The organism is Streptomyces sp. NBC_01267, assembly GCF_036241575.1.
GTDB lineage: Bacteria > Actinomycetota > Actinomycetes > Streptomycetales > Streptomycetaceae > Streptomyces.
In genome coordinates this window covers 2,174,110-2,198,130 of the sequence record NZ_CP108455.1, presented here as the reverse complement: position 1 = coordinate 2,198,130, position 24,021 = coordinate 2,174,110, and the positions used below count along the sequence as shown (strand labels likewise).

General features: G+C 70.4%; 26 protein-coding genes. 10 read left to right on the top strand and 16 right to left on the bottom strand.

Annotated elements, in window-relative coordinates:
- Positions 1-92: 92 nt before the first annotated feature.
- Positions 93-1,067, bottom strand: coding sequence for an aldose epimerase family protein (locus tag OG709_RS10155; protein ID WP_250304091.1), 975 nt, complete (start codon positions 1,065-1,067; stop codon positions 93-95).
- Positions 1,068-1,077: 10 nt separating this feature from the next.
- Entirely contained in the window at positions 1,078-1,977 is a 900-nt protein-coding gene (locus tag OG709_RS10150; protein WP_250304093.1) for an SGNH/GDSL hydrolase family protein, read from the bottom strand.
- A gap of 292 nt (positions 1,978-2,269) precedes the next feature.
- On the opposite strand from OG709_RS10150, the gene OG709_RS10145 reads away from it, so the two are divergent.
- Both OG709_RS10145 and OG709_RS10140 read left to right on the top strand, forming a co-directional pair.
- Positions 2,270-2,764, top strand: a complete 495-nt coding sequence (locus OG709_RS10145; protein WP_250304095.1) for a DUF3145 domain-containing protein — start codon at positions 2,270-2,272, stop codon at positions 2,762-2,764.
- 20 nt (positions 2,765-2,784) lie between these two features.
- The gene (locus OG709_RS10140) at positions 2,785-3,660 is read left to right on the top strand and encodes an NAD(P)-dependent oxidoreductase (RefSeq protein ID WP_250304097.1); all 876 of its coding nucleotides are present in this window, start codon (positions 2,785-2,787) and stop codon (positions 3,658-3,660) included.
- Positions 3,661-3,826: 166 nt separating this feature from the next.
- Here the strand turns inward: OG709_RS10140 and fabF are convergent, their stop codons facing one another.
- The 5 genes from fabF to OG709_RS10115 form a co-directional block, all read right to left on the bottom strand.
- The gene (fabF, locus tag OG709_RS10135) at positions 3,827-5,089 is read right to left on the bottom strand and encodes a beta-ketoacyl-ACP synthase II (RefSeq protein WP_250304100.1); all 1,263 of its coding nucleotides are present in this window, start codon (positions 5,087-5,089) and stop codon (positions 3,827-3,829) included.
- A 132-nt stretch (positions 5,090-5,221) separates the two neighbouring features.
- Positions 5,222-5,470: an acyl carrier protein gene (locus tag OG709_RS10130; protein ID WP_250304102.1), complete on the bottom strand. Its 249-nt coding sequence runs from the start codon at positions 5,468-5,470 to the stop codon at positions 5,222-5,224.
- Between the two features lie 79 nt (positions 5,471-5,549).
- Entirely contained in the window at positions 5,550-6,554 is a 1,005-nt protein-coding gene (locus tag OG709_RS10125; RefSeq protein WP_250304103.1) for a ketoacyl-ACP synthase III, read from the bottom strand.
- 15 nt (positions 6,555-6,569) lie between these two features.
- Positions 6,570-7,508 (bottom strand): ACP S-malonyltransferase, encoded by a 939-nt coding sequence (locus OG709_RS10120; RefSeq protein WP_250304105.1) that lies wholly within the window; start codon positions 7,506-7,508, stop codon positions 6,570-6,572.
- An 89-nt stretch (positions 7,509-7,597) separates the two neighbouring features.
- Positions 7,598-8,797, bottom strand: coding sequence for a PucR family transcriptional regulator (locus OG709_RS10115; protein WP_250304106.1), 1,200 nt, complete (start codon positions 8,795-8,797; stop codon positions 7,598-7,600).
- Between the two features lie 59 nt (positions 8,798-8,856).
- Between OG709_RS10115 and OG709_RS10110 the strand changes: the two genes are divergently transcribed.
- Positions 8,857-9,513 (top strand): pirin family protein, encoded by a 657-nt coding sequence (locus OG709_RS10110; protein WP_329165706.1) that lies wholly within the window; start codon positions 8,857-8,859, stop codon positions 9,511-9,513.
- Between the two features lie 36 nt (positions 9,514-9,549).
- Here OG709_RS10110 and OG709_RS10105 read toward each other — a convergent pair whose 3' ends face one another.
- From OG709_RS10105 to OG709_RS10095, 3 genes are all read right to left on the bottom strand, one after another.
- On the bottom strand, positions 9,550-10,563 hold the full coding sequence (locus tag OG709_RS10105) for a questin oxidase family protein (RefSeq protein ID WP_329165704.1): 1,014 nt from the start codon (positions 10,561-10,563) through the stop codon (positions 9,550-9,552).
- Between the two features lie 83 nt (positions 10,564-10,646).
- Positions 10,647-10,913: a DUF397 domain-containing protein gene (locus OG709_RS10100; RefSeq protein WP_329165702.1), complete on the bottom strand. Its 267-nt coding sequence runs from the start codon at positions 10,911-10,913 to the stop codon at positions 10,647-10,649.
- Positions 10,897-11,721 carry a helix-turn-helix domain-containing protein gene (locus OG709_RS10095; RefSeq protein WP_250304114.1) on the bottom strand — a complete coding sequence of 275 codons (825 nt, stop codon included), beginning with the start codon at positions 11,719-11,721 and terminating at the stop codon, positions 10,897-10,899. Before OG709_RS10095 ends, OG709_RS10100 begins: the two co-directional genes overlap by 17 nt.
- An 84-nt stretch (positions 11,722-11,805) precedes the next feature.
- Between OG709_RS10095 and OG709_RS10090 the strand changes: the two genes are divergently transcribed.
- Complete coding sequence (locus OG709_RS10090; RefSeq protein ID WP_329165700.1) at positions 11,806-12,264, top strand: ATP-binding protein; 459 nt, start codon at positions 11,806-11,808, stop codon at positions 12,262-12,264.
- 4 nt (positions 12,265-12,268) lie between these two features.
- Here OG709_RS10090 and OG709_RS10085 read toward each other — a convergent pair whose 3' ends face one another.
- Positions 12,269-13,090: a serine hydrolase domain-containing protein gene (locus OG709_RS10085; protein ID WP_250304117.1), complete on the bottom strand. Its 822-nt coding sequence runs from the start codon at positions 13,088-13,090 to the stop codon at positions 12,269-12,271.
- A 34-nt stretch (positions 13,091-13,124) separates the two neighbouring features.
- Positions 13,125-13,595 (bottom strand): GNAT family N-acetyltransferase, encoded by a 471-nt coding sequence (locus tag OG709_RS10080; RefSeq protein WP_250304118.1) that lies wholly within the window; start codon positions 13,593-13,595, stop codon positions 13,125-13,127.
- 125 nt (positions 13,596-13,720) lie between these two features.
- Between OG709_RS10080 and OG709_RS10075 the strand changes: the two genes are divergently transcribed.
- Together OG709_RS10075 and OG709_RS10070 are read left to right on the top strand one after the other, a co-directional pair.
- Positions 13,721-14,194, top strand: a complete 474-nt coding sequence (locus tag OG709_RS10075; protein WP_250304119.1) for a MerR family transcriptional regulator — start codon at positions 13,721-13,723, stop codon at positions 14,192-14,194.
- A gap of 5 nt (positions 14,195-14,199) precedes the next feature.
- Positions 14,200-15,216 carry an aldo/keto reductase gene (locus OG709_RS10070; protein ID WP_250304120.1) on the top strand — a complete coding sequence of 339 codons (1,017 nt, stop codon included), beginning with the start codon at positions 14,200-14,202 and terminating at the stop codon, positions 15,214-15,216.
- 112 nt (positions 15,217-15,328) lie between these two features.
- Here OG709_RS10070 and OG709_RS10065 read toward each other — a convergent pair whose 3' ends face one another.
- Positions 15,329-16,177 (bottom strand): DUF4429 domain-containing protein, encoded by an 849-nt coding sequence (locus OG709_RS10065; protein WP_250304123.1) that lies wholly within the window; start codon positions 16,175-16,177, stop codon positions 15,329-15,331.
- Between the two features lie 111 nt (positions 16,178-16,288).
- Positions 16,289-17,098, bottom strand: a complete 810-nt coding sequence (locus tag OG709_RS10060) for a GntR family transcriptional regulator (protein ID WP_250304124.1) — start codon at positions 17,096-17,098, stop codon at positions 16,289-16,291.
- A 321-nt stretch (positions 17,099-17,419) separates the two neighbouring features.
- On the opposite strand from OG709_RS10060, the gene OG709_RS10055 reads away from it, so the two are divergent.
- Both OG709_RS10055 and OG709_RS10050 read left to right on the top strand, forming a co-directional pair.
- Positions 17,420-18,649 carry an MFS transporter gene (locus OG709_RS10055; RefSeq protein WP_329165698.1) on the top strand — a complete coding sequence of 410 codons (1,230 nt, stop codon included), beginning with the start codon at positions 17,420-17,422 and terminating at the stop codon, positions 18,647-18,649.
- A 53-nt stretch (positions 18,650-18,702) separates the two neighbouring features.
- Complete coding sequence (locus tag OG709_RS10050; protein ID WP_250304129.1) at positions 18,703-19,656, top strand: nucleoside hydrolase; 954 nt, start codon at positions 18,703-18,705, stop codon at positions 19,654-19,656.
- Positions 19,657-19,698: 42 nt separating this feature from the next.
- On the opposite strand, the gene OG709_RS10045 is transcribed toward OG709_RS10050, so the two are convergent.
- Together OG709_RS10045 and OG709_RS10040 are read right to left on the bottom strand one after the other, a co-directional pair.
- A complete protein-coding gene (locus tag OG709_RS10045; RefSeq protein ID WP_329165695.1) occupies positions 19,699-20,883 on the bottom strand; it encodes an alpha/beta hydrolase in 1,185 nt (394 codons plus the stop codon).
- An 85-nt stretch (positions 20,884-20,968) separates the two neighbouring features.
- Positions 20,969-21,649 carry a TetR/AcrR family transcriptional regulator gene (locus OG709_RS10040; protein ID WP_374211343.1) on the bottom strand — a complete coding sequence of 227 codons (681 nt, stop codon included), beginning with the start codon at positions 21,647-21,649 and terminating at the stop codon, positions 20,969-20,971.
- A gap of 122 nt (positions 21,650-21,771) precedes the next feature.
- Between OG709_RS10040 and OG709_RS10035 the strand changes: the two genes are divergently transcribed.
- Complete coding sequence (locus tag OG709_RS10035; RefSeq protein WP_266643334.1) at positions 21,772-23,370, top strand: MFS transporter; 1,599 nt, start codon at positions 21,772-21,774, stop codon at positions 23,368-23,370.
- 147 nt (positions 23,371-23,517) lie between these two features.
- Positions 23,518-23,964, top strand: a complete 447-nt coding sequence (locus OG709_RS10030) for a peptidase inhibitor family I36 protein (protein WP_250304134.1) — start codon at positions 23,518-23,520, stop codon at positions 23,962-23,964.
- Positions 23,965-24,021: the final 57 nt, after the last annotated feature.

Below are 24,021 nucleotides of genomic sequence, written 5' to 3'. Positions count from 1 at the left end.
GACCGCCACCTCCGGCGGTGCCACCTCCAGCGGTGCCACCTCCGGCGGTGCCACCTCCAGCGGTGCCACCTCCTCCGGCGGGAGCCCGCCGGCTACCGCACCCCGAACCCGTACACCGTCGACGAGACATACGCACCGCCCGGCCGGAGCACCGCACCGGGGAACTCCGGCCGGTTCGGCGTATCGGGGAAGCGCTGGGTCTCCAGCGCGATCCCGGCGCCGGGCCCGTACGGACCGTCGTCGATGTGGTCACCGGTGTAGAGCTGCAGCCCCGGCTCGGTGGTCGTGACGCTCAACGTCCGCCCCGACACCGGGTCGTACAGCTCGGCCGCGTCCGCCCCGTCGAGCACGAAGTTGTGGTCGTACCCCGGACCCACCTGCCGCGCCCGGCGGAAGTCGAAGCGCGTCCCCGCCACCGGCGCCAGCTCCCCGGTGGGGATCAGATCCGCGTCCACCGGCGTCAGCCGCGACGCCGCGATCCGCAGCTCGTGACCGGTCGCGCTGCCCGACCCCTGGCCGCCGAGGTTCCAGTACGAGTGGTTCGTCAGGCTCACCACGGTCGGCGCGTCGGTCGTCGCCCGGTACGCGATCCGCAGCGCACCGCTCTCCTCCAGGCTGTAGGTCACCGAGACGTCCAGCCGCCCGGGGAACCCTTCCTCGCCGTCGGGGCTGACGCGGAAGAGCCGCACCCCGTGCTCCACGGCCTCGGCGTCCCAGACCCGCTTGTCGAAGCCGCGCTCACCGCCGTGCAGGCTGTTGGGCGGGTTGTTGCGGGCCAGCCGGCAGGTCCGTCCGTCGAGCACGAAGACACCACCCGCGATCCGGTTCGCGTACCGCCCGACCAGCGCCCCGAAATACGGGCCGGTGTGCTCCAGGTACCCGCTCAGCACGGGGAAGCCCAGCACCACATCGGCCACGGCCCCCGCGCGGTCGGGCACCTCGACCGACTGCACGATCCCGCCGTACGTCAGCACCCGCACCCGCGTACCGCCCCGTTCGAAGGTCCACCGGTGGACAGGGGTGCCGTCACCGAGACGGCCGAAGGGTTCCGGCTGCGCGCTGTTCATGATCGGGACCCTACGCCGGGGGCCTTACGGCCGTGACGTTGCGGTAGGCGATGGCCGCGAGCTGCTCCTGGCCGTTCCTGCCGGGGTGGAACCAGTCCCACCGGCTCAGCTGCGCCTGGGTGAACGGGTAGTCGAACACCGCCCCGCCGTCGTACCGGCAGTGCCGATCGGTGGCGCACACGTCCTTGAGCACCTCGTTGTACGCGATCACCCGGTCCCGCACGGTGTCGCGCCGCCGCACGGCCGCCGGGTCCATCGCGTCCGAGTCCCGCAGCATCGAGGAACAGATCCCCAGCTTCCAGATCTCCTTGCCCAGCGGGTTGGTGCGCCCCTGCGACCAGAGCCGCTTGAGGTCCGGGACGCTCGACACGTAGACCTGGCTTTCGGGCAGCGCGGTGCGCAAACGTTTCAGCGCCGTCTCAAACGAAGTCCGGAATTCATCCACCGGTGTCATGTGCGAAACCGAGGTCCGGCAGGCGTCATTGGCACCCGCCATGATCGTCACCAGCTCCGGCCGGTGCGCCACCGCCCTGTCGATCTGGGCGGGCACATCTGCCATCAGCGCGCCGGTCTTCGCGTCGTTCCAGCTCTCCTTCGCACCGAGCCGGGAGACGAGGCTGTGCACCGCGGTGTCCGTACCGGTCGCCCAGGAGACCCGGGGGCAGTCGGACAGCACCGAACACGCGTCGAAGCCACGGGTTATCGAATCGCCCACTGCGGCCACCGACCGGGGACGCGTGTCCCAGGCGGGTGAGGGAGAGGGTGACGCACGGTGCGCGGACTCGGACCGGGCGCCGTTCCCACTGTCGGAAGAGTCACAGCCCGTCAGCGCTCCGAGCGGGACCAGAAGTACGGCCGTCAGAGCGGCTACGGCGCCGCGACTGCGGCGGATCCGGCGGGAATCCGGCATCCCACTGCCCCCTCCATGTGGCGGACCCAGGCGTCCTGCCGAGTGAAACCTGTGTGTTCAACAGCCTTTGGACCGACCGTACGTCACACGAGTGACGTCGCAGCGCGGTACGTTTTTCCCCGTCGACCAGTGGCAACTTCGCCGCACCCAACGGCTCCGATAAATTACATCACGTCACATACTGTCCCATTTCAGGAGATTAACTCCCGATGCTGTTTACTGTTGCACCCCGGGGCAGAACGGGCGAGAGGCTGCTGGGGAAGGCGAACCTCGAACCGCACTGGAGGTCCCGGTGACGACACGTGGAGTTCTGTACGTGCACTCCGCACCGCGCGCGCTCTGCCCGCACGTTGAATGGGCAGTGGCGGGTGTTCTCGGTGCGCGGGTCAATCTCGACTGGATCAGGCAGCCCGCCTCTCCCGGCACCTGGAGATCGGAATTCTCCTGGCAGGGCGAGACGGGCACCGCGTCCAAACTCGCCTCGGCGCTGCGTGGCTGGAACCTGCTGCGCTTCGAGGTGACCTCGGAGCCGTGCCCCACGGCGGAGGGCGAGCGGTACAGCGCCACGCCCGAGCTCGGCATCTACCACGCCGTCACCGGCATGCACGGCGACATCCTGATCCCCGAGGACCGGCTGCGCGCCGCACTCGCGCGGTCACTGGGCGGCGAGAGCGACCTGGAGGCCGAGATCGCCCGCCTGCTCGGCAAGCCGTGGGACGACGAGCTGGAGCCGTTCAGGTACGCGGGCGAGGGCGCCCCGGTGCGCTGGCTGCACCAAGTCGTCTAGACGCCCCATACGGTGGCCGTATGGCTGACAACACCGCAGTAGCTGTCCTCGGTACGGGCATCATGGGCGCCGCGATGGCCCGCAACCTCTGCCGGGCCGGACTCGACGTGCGGGTCTGGAACCGGACCCGCTCCAAGGCGGAGCCGCTCGCCGGCGTCGGCGCCCGCGTCACCAGCACGCCGGGTGAGGCCGTCGAGGGCGCGGACGTGATCCTCACGATGCTGTACGACGGCGCGGCGGTGCTCGACACGATGACCGCCGCGGCGCCCTCGCTGACCCCCGGGGCGGTCTGGCTCCAGTCCACCACCGCGGGCACCGGCGCACTCGCCCCGCTGACCGAACTGGCCCGCACCACCGGTCTCGTCTTCGTCGACGCGCCGGTCCTCGGTACCAAGGCCCCGGCGGAGAGCGGACAGCTGACGGTTCTGGCGGCCGGTCCCGACTCCGTACGCGAAGCGGTCGCGCCGGTCCTGGACGCGATCGGATCGCGTACGGTCTGGGTCGCCGACAGCGGCAGCACCGGAGCGGCCACCCGCCTCAAACTGGTCTGCAACAGCTGGGTGCTGACCCTCACTCATGGCACGGCCGAGGCGCTCGCGCTGTCGGCGGGCCTAGGGGTGGACCCCGCGCGTTTCCTGGACGCGGTGGCGGGCGGCTCGCTGGACTGCGGATATCTGCGTCTCAAGGCGGACGCGATCCGCAACGGCGACTACACGCCGAGCTTCTCGGTCACGACGGCGGCCAAGGACGCCCGGCTGATCGTCGAGGCGGGACGGGCGGCCGGGGTCCGGATGGACGTGGCGGCGGCGGGCGGCGAACGGTTCCGGCGGGCCGAAGCGCTGGGGCACGGGGGCGACGACATGGCGGCGTCCTACTTCGCCAGCTTCGAGGCGTAGCCGGGCCAAGAGGCGTGGGACGGCACCCGGCGCGGGACCACGGCTTCGAGGCGTAGGGCGGCTACGAGGCGTAGAACGGAATCCGGGCGAGCACGGTATCGACGACGACGGCGAGGGGCCCGGGGAGGACGAATCCCCGGGCCCCTCGCCGTCGTGCTGAGCGGTGTCAGACCGAGCGGAACGCGAGCACCACGTTGTGCCCGCCGAATCCGAACGAGTTGTTGATCGCCGAGATCGAACCCTGGGGCAGCGTGCGCGGCTTGTCGCGCACGATGTCCGCTTCGATCTCCTCGTCGAGGTCGTCGATGTTGATGGTCGGCGGGGCCGTGCGGTGGTGCAGCGCCAGCACCGTCGCGACGGTCTCGATGCCACCGGCGCCGCCGAGCAGGTGCCCGGTCATCGACTTCGTGGCGGAGACCGCGACATGGTCGAGCTCGTCGCCGAGGACCTGGCGGAGCGCCTTGATCTCGGCGATGTCGCCCTGCGGCGTGGACGTCGCGTGCGCGTTGAGGTGCACGACCTCGGCCGGCTTCAGATCGGTCGATTCGAGCAACTGCCGCAGAGCCGCGGCGATGCCGCGCCCCGTCGGCTCGGGCTGCGCGATGTGGTGGGCGTCCGAGGACAGGCCCTGGCCCACGACCTCGCAGTAGACCTTGGCGCCGCGCGCCGCGGCGTGCTCGGCCGACTCCAGGACCACGATGCCGGAACCCTCACCGAGGACGAAGCCGTCGCGGGCCTTGTCGTACGGGCGGGAAGCCGTCTCGGGCGTCTCGTTCTTCTTGGACATCGCCATCATGTTGGCGAACGCCGCGATGGGCAGCGGGTGGATGGTCGCCTCGGTGCCACCGGCGACGACGACGTCGGCGCGGCCCGAACGGATCATCTCGACCGCGTACCCGACGGCCTCGGCACCGGACGCGCACGCGCTGACCAGTGCGTGCACCCCTGCCTGCGCGCCGAGTTCGAGCCCGACGTTGGCGGAAGGACCGTTCGGCATGAGCATGGGGACGGTGTGCGGGGAGACGCGGCGGACGCCCTTCTCCTTCAGCACGTCGTACTGGTCGAGCAGGGTGGTGATGCCGCCGATCCCGGAGGCGATGACCGTACCCAGCCGCTCGGGCCGGATCTGCTCGTCCTCGCCCGCCTTCGCGGTGAAGCCCGCGTCGGCCCACGCCTCGCGGGACGCGATGACCGCGAACTGGGCCGAGCGGTCCAGCTTGCGGGCGAGCGGGCGGGCCAGGACCTCGCTCGGGTCGACAGCCGCGGAGGCGGCGATACGGACCGGAAGTTCGGCGAAGCGCTCCCCGGTGAGAGGCTTCACGCCGGAACGGCCTGCGAGCAGTCCGTCCCAGGTCGATGCGCTGTCGCCGCCCAGCGGTGTGGTTGCGCCGATACCGGTGACGACCACGGTGCGATTGGTCGGGCTCACTGGAATTTCTTCTCCACGTGTAGAGGGGATTGAGAGGGACCGGCGATGGTGGGGCGGCGACGCTGCCCCCTCCATCGCCGGTCCCTCCGCATCACGGCGCCACCGCCGGGTGGCGTCAGCCGCGGGCCTGGATCAGGCCTGGTGCTTCAAGATGTACTCGGCAGCATCGCCGACGGTCTTGAGGTTCTTGACGTCGTCGTCGGGGATCTTGACGTCGAAGCGCTCTTCGGCGGCGACGACGACCTCGACCATGGACAGCGAGTCGACGTCCAGGTCGTCGGTGAAGGACTTGTCCAGCTGGACGTCCTCGACCGGGATACCGGCGATCTCGTTGACGATCTCGGCGAGACCGGTGACGATCTCTTCCTGAGTGGCGGCCATGGTGGCGCTCCTTCGATGTGTAACCGTGTGTGACGGGACTTCTGGGGTGTTCGAACGAACCGGATTGCTCCGGAATGCACTAGGGGAGGGTAACGACCGCCGCGGCGTAGACGAGACCCGCCCCGAAGCCGATGACCAGCGCCGTGTCGCCGCTCTTCGCCTGACCGGTCGCCAGGAGCCGCTCCATCGCGAGCGGGATCGAGGCTGCCGAGGTGTTGCCGGTGGTCTCGATGTCACGGGCGACCGTGACGTGCTCCGGCAGCTTCAGTGTCTTCACCATCGAGTCGATGATCCGCATGTTGGCCTGGTGCGGGATGAAGACGTCCAGGTCGTCCGCGGTGATTCCGGCCGCGTCCAGCGCCTGCTGGGCAACCTTCGCCATCTCGAACACGGCCCAGCGGAACACCGCTTGGCCCTCCTGCGTGATCGCAGGGAACTTGGCGCGGCCCTTGCCGTCCCGGTAGTCCGTCCAGGGCACGGTCTGCTTGATGGTCTCGGACTTGTCGCCCTCGGAGCCCCATACCGTGGGCCCTATGCGCGGCTCGTCGGAGGGGCCGACCACGACCGCGCCCGCGCCGTCGCCGAAGAGGAAGGCCGTCGCGCGGTCCTCCAGGTCGGTGAGGTCGCTGAGCCGCTCGACGCCGATGACGAGTACGTACTCGGCGGAGCCCTCGACGACCATGCCCTTGGCGAGCGTCAGTCCGTAACCGAAGCCCGCGCAGCCGGCGGAGATGTCGAAGGCCGGGGCCTTGTCGGTGCCGAGCTTGTGCGCGATCTCGGTGGCGATGGCCGGGGTCTGCTTGAAGTGCGAGACGGTCGAGACGATCACCCCGCCGATCTGGTCGGCGGTGATTCCGGCGTCGGCGATGGCCTTGCCGGACGCCTCGATGGACATCGCTGCCACGGTCTCCTCGTCGGAGGCCCAGTGGCGGGTCGCGATGCCGGAGCGGGAGCGGATCCACTCGTCGGACGAGTCGATCGTCTCCAGGATCACCTCGTTGGGCACCACCCGGGTCGGGCGGTAGCCGCCGACGCCCATGATGCGTGCGTACGGGGAGCCCTGGCTGGGCTTGATCTTCGCCATGCTCTCTCGGACTCCTTAGGCCCCGGCCGCGTCAGCGGCAGGTGATTGGGTCTCGGCGATGAGGGCGCGGGCCGCGTCGAGGTCGTCGGGTGTCTTCAGCGCCAGCGTCCGTACGCCCGGCATGGCGCGCTTGGCGATGCCCACGAGGGTGCCGCCGGGGCAGACCTCGATGAGCGCGGTGGCGCCCAGCTCCTGGAAGGTCTCCATGCACAGGTCCCACCGCACCGGGTTCGAGACCTGGTTGACCAGACGGGCGATGACATCGGCGCCACCGGTGACCACCTTGCCGTCGGCGTTCGACACGTACGGCACGGCCGGATCGGCGACGGTCAGGTCCTGCGCGGCGCTGCCGAGCCCGGCGACCGCCGGAGCCATGTGGCGCGTGTGGAAGGCGCCCGCGACCTTGAGCGGCAGGACGCGTCGTACGCCCTCCGGCTTGTCCTCGGCGAGCGCGGCGAGCTGTTCGGCGGTGCCCGCGGCCACGATCTGGCCCGCACCGTTCACGTTCGCCGGGGTCAGCCCGAGCTTCTCCAGGTGCGGCAGGACGACCTCGGGGTCGCCGCCGAGCAGCGCGGCCATCCCGGTCTCCGTGACGGCGGCGGCCTCGGCCATGGCGAGTCCACGCGTCCGTACGAAACCGAGCGCGGCGGTGTCGTCCAGGACACCGGCGAAAGCGGCGGCCGTGATCTCGCCGACGCTGTGTCCGGCGACGGCGCCGGGCACGAGGTCACCCAGCGCGGCGGCGGACAGCAGACCGGCGGCGACCAGCAGCGGCTGGGCCACGGCGGTGTCGCGGATGGCGTCCGCGTCGGCCTTCGTGCCGTAGTGGGCAAGGTCGAGCCCGATGGCGTCCGACCACGCGGCGATGCGGTCGGCAGCGCCGGGGAGGTCGAGCCAGGGAGTCAGGAAGCCGGGCGTCTGAGCGCCTTGGCCGGGAGCGACGAGTACGAGCACCCTCACACTCTCTCTTGTGGATGGCCCCGAACGCCCGTGGGGACAGGGACGAAGAACCGTCGGGGTAATTGTTGGTGTCCGACAAAAGTCTAGAGCTGCGTATCCCCGTCGGCCAGGCGCCCCAGGATGAGCGCGATTCGCAGCGTGAACGCCGAGCGCACATCGGACGGCGACCACCCGGTGACGTCGGTCACACGTCGCAGCCGGTAGCGGACGGTGTTGGGGTGCACGAAGAGCATCCTGGCCGCGCCTTCGAGGCTGCTCGCCTGCTCCAGATAGACACTCAGCGTCTCCAGGAGAGCCGAACCGGCTTCCTCCAGCGGTCTGTAGATCTCCTCCACCAACTGCTCGCGCGCGGCCGGGTCGGAGGCGATGGCGCGCTCCGGCAGCAGATCGTCGGCGAGCACCGGGCGCGGCGCGTCCTGCCAGGCGTACCCGGCTTTCAGCCCGGCGGCTGCCGCCTGCGCGGACCTGGTGGCGGCCAGCAGATCGGGCACGATCGGCCCGGCGACCACCGGGCCCGCCGCGTACGGACCGATCAGCGCCTTGGCGACCTGGAGCGGGTTGTCGTTGCCGCCCGCGATGACGACGAGCCGGTTGCCGAGCACCCCGGTCAGCACCTGGACCTTGGCGTGCCGCGCGGCGCGGCGGATCGCCTCGACGGTCAGTTCGCTGTCGCCCTCGGGCGCGGTGCCGAGAATCACGCAGACGTGGTCGGGGGAGTTCCACCCCAGCGCGGCGGCGCGGGACACGGCCCCCTCGTCCGCTTCGCCGGACAACACCGCGTTGACCACCAGGGATTCCAGCCTGGCGTCCCACGCGCCACGGGCCTCGGCCGCCTGCGCGTACACCTGGGCGGTCGCGAAGGCGATCTCCCGGGCGTACACCAGCAGCGCCTCGCGGAGGATCGACTCGTCGCCGGGGGCGGCGACTTCCTCGATCGCGGTCTCCATGACCTCGATCGTGGTGCGCACCATCTCGACGGTCTGCCGCAGGGTGATCGCCCGGGTCAGCTCGCGGGGCGCGGTGCCGAACACATCGGTGGAGATGGCCTGCGGCGCCTCGGGATGCCGGAACCACTCGGTGAACGCGGCGATTCCGGCCTGGGCGACCAGGCCGATCCAGGACCGGTTCTCCGGAGGCATCGCCCGGTACCACGGCAACGTCTCGTCCATCCGGGCGATCGCGTTCGCCGAGAGCCGGCCGGAGGACTGCTCCAGCCGCTTCAGGGTCGCGGCGTGGGGGTGTGCGGCATGAGGTGCGGGCTGCGCGGAATCGGGTGGGGGCACGTGCACAAGACTGCCTTATCGGGACGTCGGCACAGCGCGGCGGGGCTACGGTGGGCTGCGTGATTGATGTACGGCGCTCCGGCGAGCGCTACCGCGGAGGCGACCCGCAGGCCGGTATCGACTCCCTGCACGCCTTCTCGTTCGGCACCTTCTACGATCCGGACAACCTCCGCTTCGGCCCGGTCCTCGCCTGCAACGAGGAACGGCTCGCCCCCGGCGCGGGCTTCGACGAGCACCCGCACAGCCACACCGAGATCGTCACCTGGGTGACCGAGGGCGAACTCACCCACCGCGACTCGACGGGCCGTACGACGCTGGTGCGCGCGGGCGACGTCCAGCACCTCTCCTCGGCGGGCGGGGTCCGCCACGAGGAGCGCAACGAGGGCCCGGATCCCCTGGTCTTCGTCCAGATGTGGCTCACCCCGCTGGAGCCGGGCGGCGATCCGTCGTACGAGATCGTGCACGGCATCGCGGACTCCACGCCGTACGCGGTCCCGGCGGCGGGCGCCCTGCTCTCCGTCCGCAGACTGGCCACCGGCGAGCGCACGGCGGTGCCGGATTCGCCGGGGGTGTACGTCCATGTCGTACGGGGTGAAGTCGGCCTCGGCGGTGAGCAGTTGGGGCCTGGCGACTCGGCGCGGATCACCGGACCCGAGGACCTGGAGCTGACGGCGTTGCGGCCCGCCGAGGTGCTGATCTGGGAATTCGCGCTCTAGCAGGCTGTCGGTCTGTCGGACATGCCAGGACCGCGCCTATACGAGCGGTTCGCTCAGCTCGATGGAGCGCAGAGCCGCAGCCAGGGCCCGTTCGTCGCCGATGTCGAGGGCCGTGTCGGTCAGCTTGATGACATGTTCGTCGCCGTGCGCCAGCGCCCGTTCGAAGACCTCTTCGGCGGTGACGGTGCCCGGCGGGACGTACGCGACCGGGGCCGTGGATGCGTACATCGCGGTCACCGCCGCGGAAGCCGTCCAGGCGGCCCGCAGGCTCGGCACCCACAGGGACTGCGGGAGCGCGGGCAGGGTGCGCAGCACCGCGTTGGGGGCTGTGGCCGCGTGGACCAGCATCGTCTCCTCGCCGTGGCCGTGAGTGGCGTACCGGTGGGTGGCCGCCTGCACCAGCTCGGTGAGGCGCCTGCGTGCTTCGTCCGAGTCCGTGATCGCGGCTGCCCACACCGGCATGCCCGTGACGCGGCTGAACCGGTCGGCGAAGCCGCCCTCCTGGTCGGCGATCGGTGCCACCGCGTCGAGGGCGGCGGCTGCGCTGTCGGCGCCGGGCAGCGCGGCGAGGTGGTCCGCGACGGGGTGGTAACGGGCGGCCCAGTAACCGAGGCCATGGGCCAGTTCGAGCAGCCGCGGCTCGGTCTCCTCGCTGGTCAGAAGAGTGCGTACGGAGTGTCCCACCCGGATCACCGGATGGGTCGAGCCGCCGTACATGCCGGGCAGGAGACGGGGCCACCACGCGGTGAGCACGTCGCGCCAGGGGCGCTCGGCGATCTCGCGGCCGAAGTAGTCGATCCAGTCGGCGGCGCGGCGCGAATCACCCAGCGCCGAGCGCCAGTTGGCGGCCGTGACCGGCTCGATCCCGGACGGGAACTCCTCAAGCTTGGGCGCGTACAGGTCGAGCCACCGGTGCACCGAGCCGGCCCGACCGTGCGCGGCCAGGGCCTCGACGGCCATGGGCGCGTGATTGGTGAGCCGCCCGAGCCGCTCGGGCCCTGAAGTGTGCAGTCGCTGAAGCGCCTCGTCGAGAATGCCGGTCGTATCCATGGCACGGACGCTAGGCGAGGCGCCATGGCGGCGTAACGGGCGGAAGCCTTAGGGCTGGTCCTAGTCCTGTCGTCCGCGAGGTCCTAGCGGAGCCCGTCCACGAAGGCCTGCCAGGCTCCCGCGTGGATGAACAGGGTGGGTCCGGCGGGGTTCTTGCTGTCCCGGACCGGGACGGCGCCGGGGAGGCCGTCGGCCACCTCGACGCATTCGCCGCCGGTGCTTCCGCTGTAACTGGACTTACGCCACGCCGCGCCGTCGGTCACGGTGCACTCCACGCATTCGCCGCCGTTGGTGCCGCTGTACGACGACTTGCGCCAGTGCGCTCCGGTCAGGTTATGACGGGTCCCCATAACGTTCCTCCATCACGCGAGCGATCAGTGTCGCCGAGTCCTCGGGGGAGAGGGCAGTGGCTTGCAGGCGAGCGTAACCGACCGAACGCTCCTTGATCACTTGAGGATTGGCCGTCATGTGCCCCTGGTCGTAGCTCTCCACATAGAAGAGGTCGGGGTCATCGTCCAGCCGAAGAAGTGTGAACGAGCCCATCATCGCAGTGTGTTGGCCAACTGAGAACGGAAGAACCTGGATCTGCACCCACGGATCGTCCCGGAACTTCAACAGGCGGGCCAGTTGCCTGCGCATGACGTCCCGTCCGCCGACCTCCTGGAGCAGTACGGCCTCGCTCAGGATGATCCACAGGGCAGGCGGATTCTCGCCCTCCAGGATTCGCTGACGCTCCAGCCGGGCTGCCACCATCTCGTCGACCTTGCCCGGGTGGTCGACGCCGAGCAGGGCCCGCGCGTACTCCTCCGTCTGAAGCAGCCCGTACACCAACTGCGCCTGGTACGTGGAGATGTACGCCGCGCGGGCCTCCATCTCCGCGTACGGCTGGAACCAGGTGGGCAACTGGCTCCGCAGGACCAGGCCGACCAGCCGGGAGAACGTCCCGTCCGTGCCGAGTGCCGCGTCCACCCGTTCGGAGAAGTCGCGGGTGGGGATCTTCTTCGTGGTCTCGACCTGGCCGACCAGGGAGCCCGTGCAGAACATGATGTCGCCGAGCTGAGCCTGTCTGAGGTTGTTGGCCTCGCGCTGGCGGCGGAGCTCCCAGCCGTAGTAGTCCAACGGGGAAGCGCTGGGGTCGAGCGAGTGGATGTTGGCCACGACGGGCACCTCCGGCCTGCAACGCCTCGCGGCGTTCGGTTCAGTTCGTGGCCGAGCGTAATCGAAGCGTTGCACTCTGGGGTCATGAATGACGTAACTGGTCTGTCGGCGGACGCCGCTGAGGAGATCTACCGCGCTGCCCTCGCGGTGAACGAGCACTCGGCGCGGCACCTGCGCCGCCTCCTGCGCCTGTACCTCACCGGCTGGGACCTGCTGGAAGTGGCCGACGCGGCCGAGTTGGCGCTCACCGAGCTGATCGCCAACGTCGTACGGCACGTCCCCGGCCGCTGCTGTCAGGCGTGCATCCTGCTGCTTCCGGCCGGGGGCGTGCGGGTCGAGGTCGCGGACGGTTCGCCCCGACTGCCCTGCGTGGTCATGGGGGATGAGCTCGACGAGGGCGGGCGCGGGCTGCTCCTGGTCGCCGCTCTCACCGACAGCTGGGGTGTGGAGCTGCGCCGCGACGGGTGCGGCAAGACGGTGTGGTTCGAGTGTCTGGCCGCGAAAGCGGCCGACGCGCCCGTGCCGGGGACGGCCGGGGCGTGACGCGTCACCGTACGGTACGGACCTCCGCGAGTACCGCGTCCGTGAACGGCGGCCAGGCATCGATCGCCCACGGCCCGAAGTCGCGGTCGGTCAGGGCGACACAGGCGGCCCCCGCGTCCGGGTCGACCCAGAGGAAGGTGCCCGACTGGCCGAAGTGGCCGAAGGTGCGCGGGGACGACGAACTGCCTGTCCAGTGCGGGGACTTGGTGGTGCGGATCTCGAAGCCGAGGCCCCAGTCGTTCGGGTTCTGCAGACCGTAGCCCGGCAGGACGCCCTTCAGCCCGGGGTGCACCACCGAGGTGGCCTCGGCGACGGTGCGCGGGTCGAGGAGGCGCGGTGCCTGGAGCTCGGCGGCGAACCGGGCGAGGTCGTCCACGCTCGACACGGCGTCCTTGGCGGGGGAGCCGTCCAGCGAGGTCGACACCATCCCGAGCGGTTCGAGCACCGCCTGGTGGAGGTAGTCCGCGAAGGGGATGTCGGTGGCCCGGGTGAGGTGGTCGCCGAGCGCCTCGAAGCCCGCGTTGGAGTAGATGCGGCGCTCACCGGGGCCCGCCATCACCCGCTGCTCGTCGAAGGCCAGCCCGCTGGTGTGGGCGAGCAGGTGCCGGACGGTGGCGCCGGGGGGACCTGCGGGCTCGTCCAGTTCGATCGCGCCCTCCTCGTACGCCACGAGCACGGCGTAGGCGGCGAGCGGCTTGGTGACCGAGGCGAGCGGGAAGCGGCGTCCGGTCGGGCCGTGCGTACCGGCGAGGGCGCCGTCCGCTCGTACGACGGCAGCGGCCACCGTGGGTACCGGCCAGTTCTCGGTCATCGCCAGACTCTTCATGGGGAACGAGCCTAACGACCCCGGTGTACGTGCCTCACCGCAAGGTCAGCCGCATCGCCGGATCGGGGGTCCGGACGAATCCGAGCGAGGTGTACAGCGGCTCGCCGTCGGACGAGGCGCGCAGATCCACCTTGGGGACGCCGCGCTCCCGGAACCAGCCGAGCAGCGCTTCCATGCAGCCCCGGGAGAAGCCGCGTCGGCGCATGTCCTCGTCGGTGGCGACGCTGAAGACGTAACCGGACGTCCCGTGGGGATTGCCGGGGCCGCCCAGCCGGTACTCGATGGTGCCGACCACGCACGCCGCCAGTCCGCCGTCCGGCCGGTCGACGACGAACGCGGTGAGATCGCCCGTCGGATCGGCGAGCCTCTTGCGGAGCGTCTCGACGGCGGCGGGCTGCCAGCTGACGTCGGGGTCCGGTGCCGGGGAGAGGGAGTCCTGCATGATCTTGCGCAGGCGTACCAGTTCGGAGGCGTCGTCGGGTGTCGCGCGGCGGATGGTGCTCATGGTCCGGCAGGCTAACGGCTCGGTGCGGGACCTGGCCAGGAAGTTCTGCGCGGTTCCGCTTGCTTGGAGTGCACTCCAGGCAATTAGCGTTGAGGTCGTTGCGAGGATGAAGGAGCTGGGACCGCATGACTGTGACCGCCACCGTTCCCGAGGCCGTGCGCGAGTCCGCCAGGGAGGACCTCTGCGTGGCCCCGCCGGTGGTGGGCCGTCGCCCCGACGGCCAGGACCAGTACACGATCAGCGAGGCCGTCGCCTTCACCGGTCTCACCGCGCACACCCTGCGCTGGTACGAAAGGATCGGGCTGATGCCGCACATCGACCGGTCGCACACCGGCCAGCGGCGCTTCACCAATCACGACCTGGACTGGCTCTCGTTCGTCGGCAAGCTGCGGCTGACGGGAATGCCGGTCGCGAGCATGGTCCGGTACGCGGAACTCGTCCGTGAGGGCGAGGGCACCGCCGAGGCGCGGAAGGAACTGCTGGAGCAGACCCGCACGGATGTGCGTGCACGCATCGCGGAGCTCCAGGACACGCTCTCCGTACTCGACTTCAAGATCGGCACTTATACGGACGCCCAGCGGGCGTCGGAGAGGGTCTGAACCCGATGAGCATCGAGAAGATCGCCAAGGTACGGCTGGGCCACGACGGACCCGAAGTGGGTGTACAGGGCTTCGGTGCCATGGGCATCAGCGAGTTCTACGGGGACACGGACGAGGCGGCGGCCCGGGACACCCTGGAGGCCACGGTCGAGGCCGGCGTCACCCTGATCGACACGGCCGACATCTACGGCGAGGGCGCCAACGAGACGTTCCTGGCGCCGTTCGTCGCCGCCCACCGCGACGAGATCACCCTGGCCACCAAGTTCGCCGTCGAGCGGCGCCCGGACGACCCGCACTACCGGGGCGTACGCAACGACGCCGCGTACATCAGGCAGGCCGTCGACCGCAGCCTGAGCCGGCTGGGCGTCGACGTGATCGACCTCTACTACATGCACCGCCGTACCCCCGAGGTGCCGCTGTCCGAGTCCGTCGGAGCGATGGGCGAACTGGTCAAGGCGGGCAAGGTCAAGTACCTGGGGCTGAGCGAGGTGACCGGGGCGGAGCTGCGCGAGGCCCACGCCGTGCACCCGATCACCGCCGTGCAGTCCGAGTGGTCGCTGTTCAGCCGGGACGTGGAGATCAGCCTGGTCGGCGCCGCCGCCGCACTCGGGGTGGCCGTCGTGCCGTACTCCCCGCTGGGGCGCGGCTTCCTGACCGGGGCGTTCGCGGACGCGTCCAAGGACCTGGCGGGCAGCGACTTCCGCAAGCTCCAGCCCCGCTTCACCGGCGACAACGCCGCGGCGAACGCGGCGCTCCTCGAACCCGTGCACAAGATCGCCGCGGCGCACGGTGCGACCGCCGCGCAGGTGGCCCTGGCCTGGGTGCAGCAGCGGGCCGAGGTGCACGGGCTCACCGTGGTGCCGATCCCCGGTACCCGTAAGCGCAGTCGGCTGCTGGAGAACACCGGCGCCACCCGGCTCCGGCTGACCGACGGGGAACTGGCCCTGCTGGAGCCGATCGCGGCACAGGTCAAGGGCGACCGCTACCCGGACATGTCGTCGACCTCGGCGGCTCGCGAGTAGCCGGACAGGATCGGACCGGACCGGAACCGGAGGGGGCCCGTGGTGTGCGGGCCCCCTCCGGCGTGGGGCGGGCGTACGGCGGGGAGCACGCTCGCTGTCGTGCACCGGGCCGTCACAACTCGGCGAGCAGGTCCGCCTTCTTCGCGGTGAACTCGTCGTCGGTGACCAGGCCGGAGTGGTGCAGCTCGCTCAAATGCCGTATGCGCTCCGCGATCTCCGCGGGACCGCACCGCCCGGCGGCGGCGGGCACCGGCGCCGGGCGTGAGTGGCGGGCCGCCCCCAGGACGGCTGCGGCGAACGGCAGCGACTCGTGCACCGGTCCGTAACCGAGGCCGAACACGACCGCCGAGGGGTCCTGATCCGCCTGCTCCACACCGTCCTCGCCGTGCCGCCGCAGCCGCAGGTAGCCGTCGACGGCATCCGGGGAGCGCCAGTCGACACCGGTCAGCTCCGACACGGGGAAGTTCTGGTCGCCGCACTTCCACTTGGCGGACGACGCGCCTGTCCGGGACCACCGGAAGGAGACCTGCGCGCCGTCGAAGGACGCCTTGCCGTCGTACGCCTTGAAGTGGCGCGGCGCCTCGGGCGCGGCGACCAGGAACCGCTCGGCCGGTTCCTTCGCCTCCGGCACGAGCCGGGTGGCCAACTCCTCGGCGTAGTACGAGGCCTGGGGCTCCCGCGCCGCGGGCAGCACCAGGCGGTACGGGTCGCACCCCTCCTTCAGCTGCCCGGAGGCCGCCTCCATCAAGGGGTCGGCGCCCACGCGTGGCACCGCGCGCAGGATCACCGTCCCGCGTCTGCCCCCCGTCAGCGTCACGGACTCCAACGCCTCGTGGGGGATGCGTCGCTGACGCAGCGCCTGGAAGAGCTTCGGCGTGCGAATCCCCCGTTCGAAGCGGATGAGCACGGAGTCGCTCGCGAACTCCCAGGTGGCTTGATTTCCGGCCAGCACATCACCCATGTGCCACATCGTAGGGGGCGTGCGCCCGCGCGTCGCCCCTCGGCGCCGTACCTGATTCACCTGGGGTCCACGCGCGTGGAGCGCCCGGGACCAGGCTGACCGCGGTTGCCTTCAGGGGCGCGTGGGGGCAGCGCCGGGCTGCGGCTGCTGGAGGATGGAGAGCGGGTCACTGGTGGGGGCGACGAGGTATTTGGCCAGATAGGCCGGGGTTCCGGCCAACATCGCGGTCTGCGTGAGGACGAGGACCGGATCGGACGGGCGCAGTCCGAGGAGCTTGCCGCGGGTGGCTCCGGCGATGCCCGCCGTGACCGTGCATTCGCCGGGACCGAAGACCGGGCCGAGCATGCCCGTCATGGCGCTGAGCAGAGTGCGGTCGGTGTCGTGCAGCTCCTGCATGCGGGCGGCCACCACGGGGGAGAGGTCGCGGAGGTCCGAACCGGCCGGGATGTGCTCCTGGACCAGGGCCAGCGGCTCCTCGCCGCGGAGCAGGCGGGTCTCGCAGAACCAGGTGTTGCTGTCCTCGTCGAGCTTGAGGCCGTTCATGACGAAGTCGGTGGTCCGCTGGAGGGCCATCTCCACGCGCTCCTGGCGCACGGGCTGTCCAGGGGTGGCGAGCGTGTCCTCGAAGGGCTGCAGCTGCTCCAGGCCCGGACGCGGAAGCACCTGACTGACGAAGCGTCCCACCCCGCGACGGGTGCGGATGAGCCCGTCCTCCTCCAGCAGCATGAGCGCCTCCCGCACCACCGTGCGGCTCACCCCGAGGGCGACGCCGAGGTCGACCTCCTTGGGCAGGGCCGAGCCCAGGGGGAAGACCTGGTCGCGGATGCCGTGCGCGAGGCGCGAGTAGACCGCCACCCGCAGCGGCTGTCCGACGGGAACGGTCATGGGCTCGGCCAGAAAACCGTCGACGGTGACAGCCAAGGCACACCTCGCTTCGCTACGGGCTGGTAGTCGGCTCCATCTAACCAGAATTCACACACTAGACGCATGTCGGACCGAGAGGTATAACATCTCACATCAGCCAACAGTGTGACTCAATGTAACGATGAGGTTCCTTGTGAACACAGGCAGTCCAGGACTCAGAGACGCAAACCAGCTGGAAAACGGTGGAAAAGCACCCCTGCAAGGGGGGAAGGTGACCGCTCTCGTGGCGGCGCTGTTGCTGAGCGTCATCGCCTACCAGTTGAACGCCAGCATGATCACCCCCGCACTGCCGGAGATGGCGCGGGCACTCGGGGGAGCGTGGGGGACATCTCCCAGGTCTCCTCGCTGTTCTTCCTGGCCGGAGCGATCTGCGGTGTCGTCCTCAGCCGCGTCAGCGATTTCTGGGGGCGCCGCCGGATACTCCTCGCGGTCCTGGCCGTGACCACCGTCGGCACGATCCTGTGCATCGCCGCCCCGAACCTGCCGGTCCTGCTCACCGGCCGGGTCCTCCAGGGTGCGTCGAGCTCCGCCTTCCAGATCGCGTACGTCGTCCTCAACGAGCGGCTCAGCAAGAAGGTCTTCGCCGCCGCTCTCGGCGTGATCACCGCGATCAACGGCGGTGTCGGCGGTGTGGACGGCCTGTTCGGCGGCTGGCTCTCCGACGCCTTCGGCTACCGGTCGATCTTCGCCGTCATCCTGGTCGTCGGAATCGCCGCGGCGGGCTGCGTGGCCCTCGTCCTGCCCAAGGACGGTCCGCCGGTGACGGCCGGCCGGATGGACTGGTGGGGCGCCGGCGCCCTGTCGATCGCCCTGTACTGCGTCACCTATCTCGTCTCGCACGGCTTCGCCGACGGCTGGGACAGCGCGAGCACCCTCGGATACCTGGCGGGCACCGTCGTCTCGGCGGTCGCCTTCGGGTTCATCGAGCGGCGCAGGACCACCCCGCTGATCGCCCTGAGCCACCTCAAGTCCCGTGAGGTGTGGCCCGTCATCGCGACGACCGTCGTCGTCCTGTCCGGGATCTTCGCGGTCATCAACTTCACCGTCGTCGTCATCAGCCAGAACCCGGAGACCGGCTTCGGCCTGTCCGCCACGGAATCGTCCCTGCTCTTCCTCACCCCGGCAGCGCTGATCGGCCTGGCCGCCGCCCCGATGGCGGGATGGCTGGCCGACCGGAAGGGCTGGCTCGGTACCCTCCGCGTCGGCCTCGTACTGAGCATCGTGGGCCTGTGCGTGATCGCCGCCTTCCCGCTGCAGAAGTGGACCGTCTTCGCGGCGGTCGCCTTCCTCGGCATCACGTACAACGGCCTCGTCCTGACCACGCTGAACGGCCTGGGCGTCCTCAACTCACCCAAGGACGCGCCCGCGGCGCTGCCCGGCCTCAACAGCGCCGCCTTCGGGACCGGCGCGAGCATCGGCATCGGCCTCGTCGCTCCGTACGCCACCCGCGGCACCCTCGGCGGCTACAGCACCGCCCTGTGGATCTCCGTGGGTATCACCGTCCTGGCGCTGGCCACCAGCCTCTTCATCACCCGGCGCGAGGACTGACCCGTCCCGCCGACGGGTCCCGCACCATCCGCAACCGACACCAAGGAACCGCCATGACAGCCCAGCCGCTCTACTTCGACTGCGACACCGGCATCGACGACTCGATGGCCCTCGCCTACCTGCTGGCCTCCCCGGAGATCGAACTGGTCGGCGTCGGCACCGTCAGCGGCAACGTCGACTCCGCGCAGGCGGCCCGCAACACCCTGGCGCTCATCCAGCTGGCCGGCCGGGACGACATCCCCGTCGCCGTCGGCGCCGCCGATCCCCAGGCCGGTACCTACAACGGTGCTGTCCCGCACATCCACGGCCACAACGGCATAGGCGACATCACCGTCCCCGACTCCACCCGGCCGGCCGTCCCCCGGCACGCGGCGGACCTGATCATCCATCTCGCCCGCGTCCACCAGGGGAAGTTGCGGCTGCTGACCACCGGCCCGCTCACCAACATCGCCGAGGCGCTCCGCCGGGAGCCCGAACTGCCCTCGCTGGTCAAGGACATCACCATCATGGGCGGCGCGGCCCACCAGAGCGGAAACGTCTCCCCGGTCACCGAGGCCAACATCGGCAACGACCCCGAGGCCGCCGCCGAGGTCCTCGCCGCGCCCTGGGACATCACGCTCGTCCCGCTCGACGTGACCCTCGCGCACACCCTCGAAGAAGCCGACCGTCAGCTCCTGCTCGACTCCGGCCGCCCGCTGCCGACCGCCCTGGGCGAGATGCTCGACCTCTACTTCGAGTTCCACCGGGACACCTACGGCCGCCGCTGCTGCGCCCTGCACGACCCCCTCGCCGCGGCCATCGCCGTCGGAGGTGTGGTGCCCACCCTCGCGCCCGTCGTCGATGTGGTGGTCGACGACACCCGGGGTCCCGGCCGCGGCCAGACCATCTGCGACCTGCGCGGCCAGTTCCGTGACTATCCGCCGCAGCCCGGTGCGCACTGCCGTGTCGTCCTGGAGACCGGACCCGACACCGCAGCCCACCTCGTCCGGCGGCTCCTCACCCTCTGACCGGCCCGGCCGGCGGCCCGCCGGCCGCCGGTCCGCAACCGGTCAGCTGTGACAGGTGTCGCTGCCGTTGGCGCAGCTGACCGCGTCGAACTCGCCGGTGCCCACCGCGGCGAAGTTGCGGAGGCTCTCGGTACCTGGCTCGAAATAGCCGGTGTGGCCGTGCGCCTGTCCGGCCGAGACGATCCGGGCGCCGAACTGGGGAGCGACCGGGTCGGCGCCGTGGCCGAGGCCGCCGACGTCCAGGTGCGGCACGTCCTGGATCCAGTCGTCGCTGTCCCGCATCGCCCACACCCGGGCGTCCGTGTCCAGCTGACCCGCGTTCTCGACCCGCATCCCCGGGCTGCCCGCCACGGCGATGTCGGTGACGCGCGGGGGCAGGTCATGGGCGGCGACCCCGCACAGCACCGAACCGTAGCTGTGGCAGAACAGCGCGACGGGCGCGTCACCGGGCAGCGCGTCGACGAGTGCGTGGAGCCGCAGGGACCCCTCCGCCGCGAGCCGTCCGATGGCCGCGTCCACGCCGAGCCCGACGGGCGTGGTGTAGTCGGCCCAGGCGATGACCGCGGTCCGGGAACCCGGGGCCGCGCTGTGCTCGGCCGCGTACAGCGAGGTCGCCATGCCCACCGGAGCGGTGTACGGGTTCTTGGACTTCTGGAAGGTCAGCAGATTGGTGTCGACGCCCGGCACCACGATCGAGATGTGCCGGGCGCGCGGCAGATCGCCGATGACCTCGGCCACCCGGCCGGTCCCGGTCGGATCGAACGCCAGGATCTGCCGGCCGGGCTGCAGCAGTGCGGTGTAGCGGTCGTACGTGCGCCGGGCGTCCTGATGGCCCAGTTCGCTGAGCGACGGATCGGTCAGCCGCTGCCGCTCCGAGGTGCGTGCCTGGCGGAGCGCGTCCTGGTTGGCCTGGTAACGCAAGGTCACCGGGGCGCCGTTCAGATTGCCGACGACCAACGGATAGCGGTCGGCGAGCCGGCTGCGCTCGGCAGCCGTGAGCCCGGCGAAGAAGCGCGCCAGCCGGTACGGCGACGCACTCGTCGGCGGCAGCGGGTGCCCCGCCAGAGAGCCTTTGCCCCAGGCGGTGAGTGCGGCCTGGCGGGGTCCGGCGGTTCTCTGGTGGTGCACGGCGGTCCAGCCGGTGGTTGCCAGCATCACGAACACCACCGCGAGCGCGAGCAGCGTGCGCCAGACGGTCAGAGTGGGGGAGGAGTCGAAGGAAGTCACTGCCCGCCACCCTAGGAGACGCGGAGCGGCGCTTGCGAAGTCAGTGACGTACCTCACGTTTCAGAACATGAATGTAGTCGGATGACTACAGTCCGTGTGCGCCCGTCGCACGCCAGTTCCCTGCGAGCGCCGGGCCGAAGTGGTCGAGGTAGGTCACGGTCAGTTCCCGCATGGCGGCGATGCTGACGTCCTGCCCCTGGCCCCACACCCGGCCGCTCGCCCGCATCACCCCGTCGAACGCGGCGACGGCCACCCGCGGTCGCGGATCGGTGTCCAGGTCGAGTCCTTCGCGGGCCGCGATCAGGTGGACGATCTTGTCCTCCAGCTCGGCGGAGCGGCGCAGATGGATGGCGAGCAGTGCGGGCGACGACTCGATGACCTGGAAGGTGCGCAGATACAGATCGAGGGGGACGACGTCCTCGATCGTCAGGCCGATGTCGTCCCAGGACGCGAGCACGGCGTTGCGCATCGCCTCGAACGGGCTCTCCTCCGGCGGGCGGGCGTGCAGGGCCGTGAAGTACTGGGACTCCACCAGGTCCTGGACCGCGAAGGCGACCTCCTCCTTGTTGGCGAAGTACCGGAAGAAGGTGCGCTGGGAGACCTGGACGGCCTCGGTGATCTCGTCGACGGTGGTCCGCTCGTACCCCTTCGTCGTGAAGAGTTCCAGCGCGACGCGCAGCAGGGCCTCGCGGGTGCGCTGCTTCTTGCGCTCCCGCAGTCCCCCCGGCGCGTCGGGCGTCGAGGGTGCTGTCTGCTCCACCGTCACTTGCTGGTCCTCTTTCCGTTTTCCGCCGTTTTGCGGGAATAGATTACCTGTGAGCTACCTGACAGTTACCGACGGGCGAAATGGTTGGTCAACTGTCAGCGACTGACATTATTCTGACTTGTATGACTAGTCAGACCACTGTCGACAAGGTGCCGCAGGATATTGCGGCACCGCCGGCCAAGGGGCTCCGCGGCCACCCTTGGCTGACGCTCTTCTCCGTTGCCATCGGCGTGATGATGGTCGCGCTCGACGGAACCATCGTCGCGATCGCCAACCCCGCCATCCAGAAGGACCTCGGGGCCACCTTCTCCCAGGTCCAGTGGATCTCCAACGGCTACTTCCTCGCGCTGGCCGTATCCCTGATCACCGCGGGCAAGCTCGGTGACCGCTTCGGCCACCGGCAGACCTTCCTCATCGGCGTGGTCGGCTTCGCCGCGGCGTCGGGTGCCATCGGCTTCTCCCACAGCGTGGGCCTGGTCGTCACCTTCCGGGTCCTCCAGGGCCTGTTCGGCGCGCTCCTGATGCCGGCCGCCCTCGGGCTGCTGCGCGCCACCTTCCCCGCCGAGAAGCTCAACATGGCCATCGGTATCTGGGGCATGGTCATCGGCGCCTCCACCGCGGGCGGCCCGATCGTCGGCGGCCTGCTCGTCCAGCACGTCAGCTGGCAGTCCGTCTTCTTCATCAACGTGCCGGTCGGTGTGGCCGCGCTCGTCCTGGGTGTGCTGATCCTCAAGGACCACCGCGCGGAGAACGCGCCGAAGTCCTTCGACATCCTCGGCATCCTGCTGCTCTCGGCCGCCATGTTCTGTCTCGTCTGGGCGCTCATCAAGGCCCCGTCCTGGGGCTGGGGCGACACGAAGGTCTGGACGTTCCTGGTCGTCTCGGTGGTCTGCTTCGTCCTCTTCGGTTTCTGGGAGACGAAGGTCAAGGAACCGCTCATCCCGATGGCGCTGTTCCGCTCCGTGCCGCTGTCCGCCGGTGTGGTGCTGATGGTGCTCATGGCCATCGCCTTCATGGGCGGTCTGTTCTTCGTCACGTTCTACCTGCAGAACGTGCACGGCATGAGTCCGGTCGACGCGGGACTCCATCTCCTGCCGCTCACCGGCATGATGATCGTCGGCTCTCCGCTGGCGGGCGCGGTGATCACCAAGCTCGGCCCGCGCATCCCGCTCGCGGGCGGCATGCTGTTGACGGCCGTCGCCATGTACGGCATGTCCACGCTGGAGACCGACACCGCCGGCCTCACCATGTCGATCTGGTTCGCGCTGCTGGGCCTCGGTCTCGCACCGGTCATGGTCGGTGCGACCGAAGTCATCGTCGGCAACGCCCCGATGGAGCTCTCCGGTGTGGCGGGCGGCCTCCAGCAGGCCGGTATGCAGATCGGCGGCAGCCTCGGCACCGCGGTGCTCGGCGCCGTCATGGCCTCGAAGGTCGACAGCGCCCTGCCGGAGAAGTGGGCGGCGGCCAAGCTTCCGCCGTTCGGTCCGGGCCAGCTGGACCAGGCTTCGCAGGCGGTCCAGGTCGGCATGGCTCCGGTGCCGCCCAAGGCACCGGCGGACCTCGCCGCGAAGATCACCACCGTCGCGCACGACACGTTCATGTCCGGCATGGGCCTGGCCTGCCTGGTGGCCGCGGTGGTGGCCGCCGCGGCGATCTTCGTCGCGCTGCTCACCAAGCGTGGCGAGAACGCCGAAGCGGGCGCGGGCGCGGCCCACATCTGACGTCAACCTCGCGCCACGACAGCCCCGCCGGATCGTTCCGGCGGGGCTGTCGCCTATCAGGGTGGTGTACGCCCTGGCCCCTTCCGGCGGTACCGGGCCACGGACCAGGCTGCGGTCAACTGATCCGCACGACACGGGGGACGCACCATGAACACGAACAACACCCGGCCCACGAGCAACACCCGGCCCACGAACGCCGCGACGCCCACGAAAGCCACCCGCCGGGCCCTGCTCCGTACGACCGTCACCGCCGGAATCCTGACGGCCGCCGTCCTCGCGCCGCAGACCTCACCGGCCGCCGCGCAGCCCCGGATGGGGGACTGCGCGACCGGCCAGCTCTGCCTCTGGGAGAAGGGCGAATTCAAGGGCAGCCGCCGGACCTACGAACTCTCCGGCCTCGACATCGAGAGCTGCACGGCGCTCCCGAAGGGAACGGCCGTCGGATCCCTCGCCAACCGCACCGGACGCCCCGTCACGACGTACCAGTCGCAGGAGTGCGGGGACACGGGTGAGTTCGAGACGTACCCGGGCGGCGGCACGTGGCTGCCCCGATCCCCGTACCAGGTAAGGGCGTTCAAGATCTGGGAGAACTGACGGCGGACGGAGACCGAAGGCAGAAGGAGGGGGCGGCCGGGACCACGTGGTCCCGGC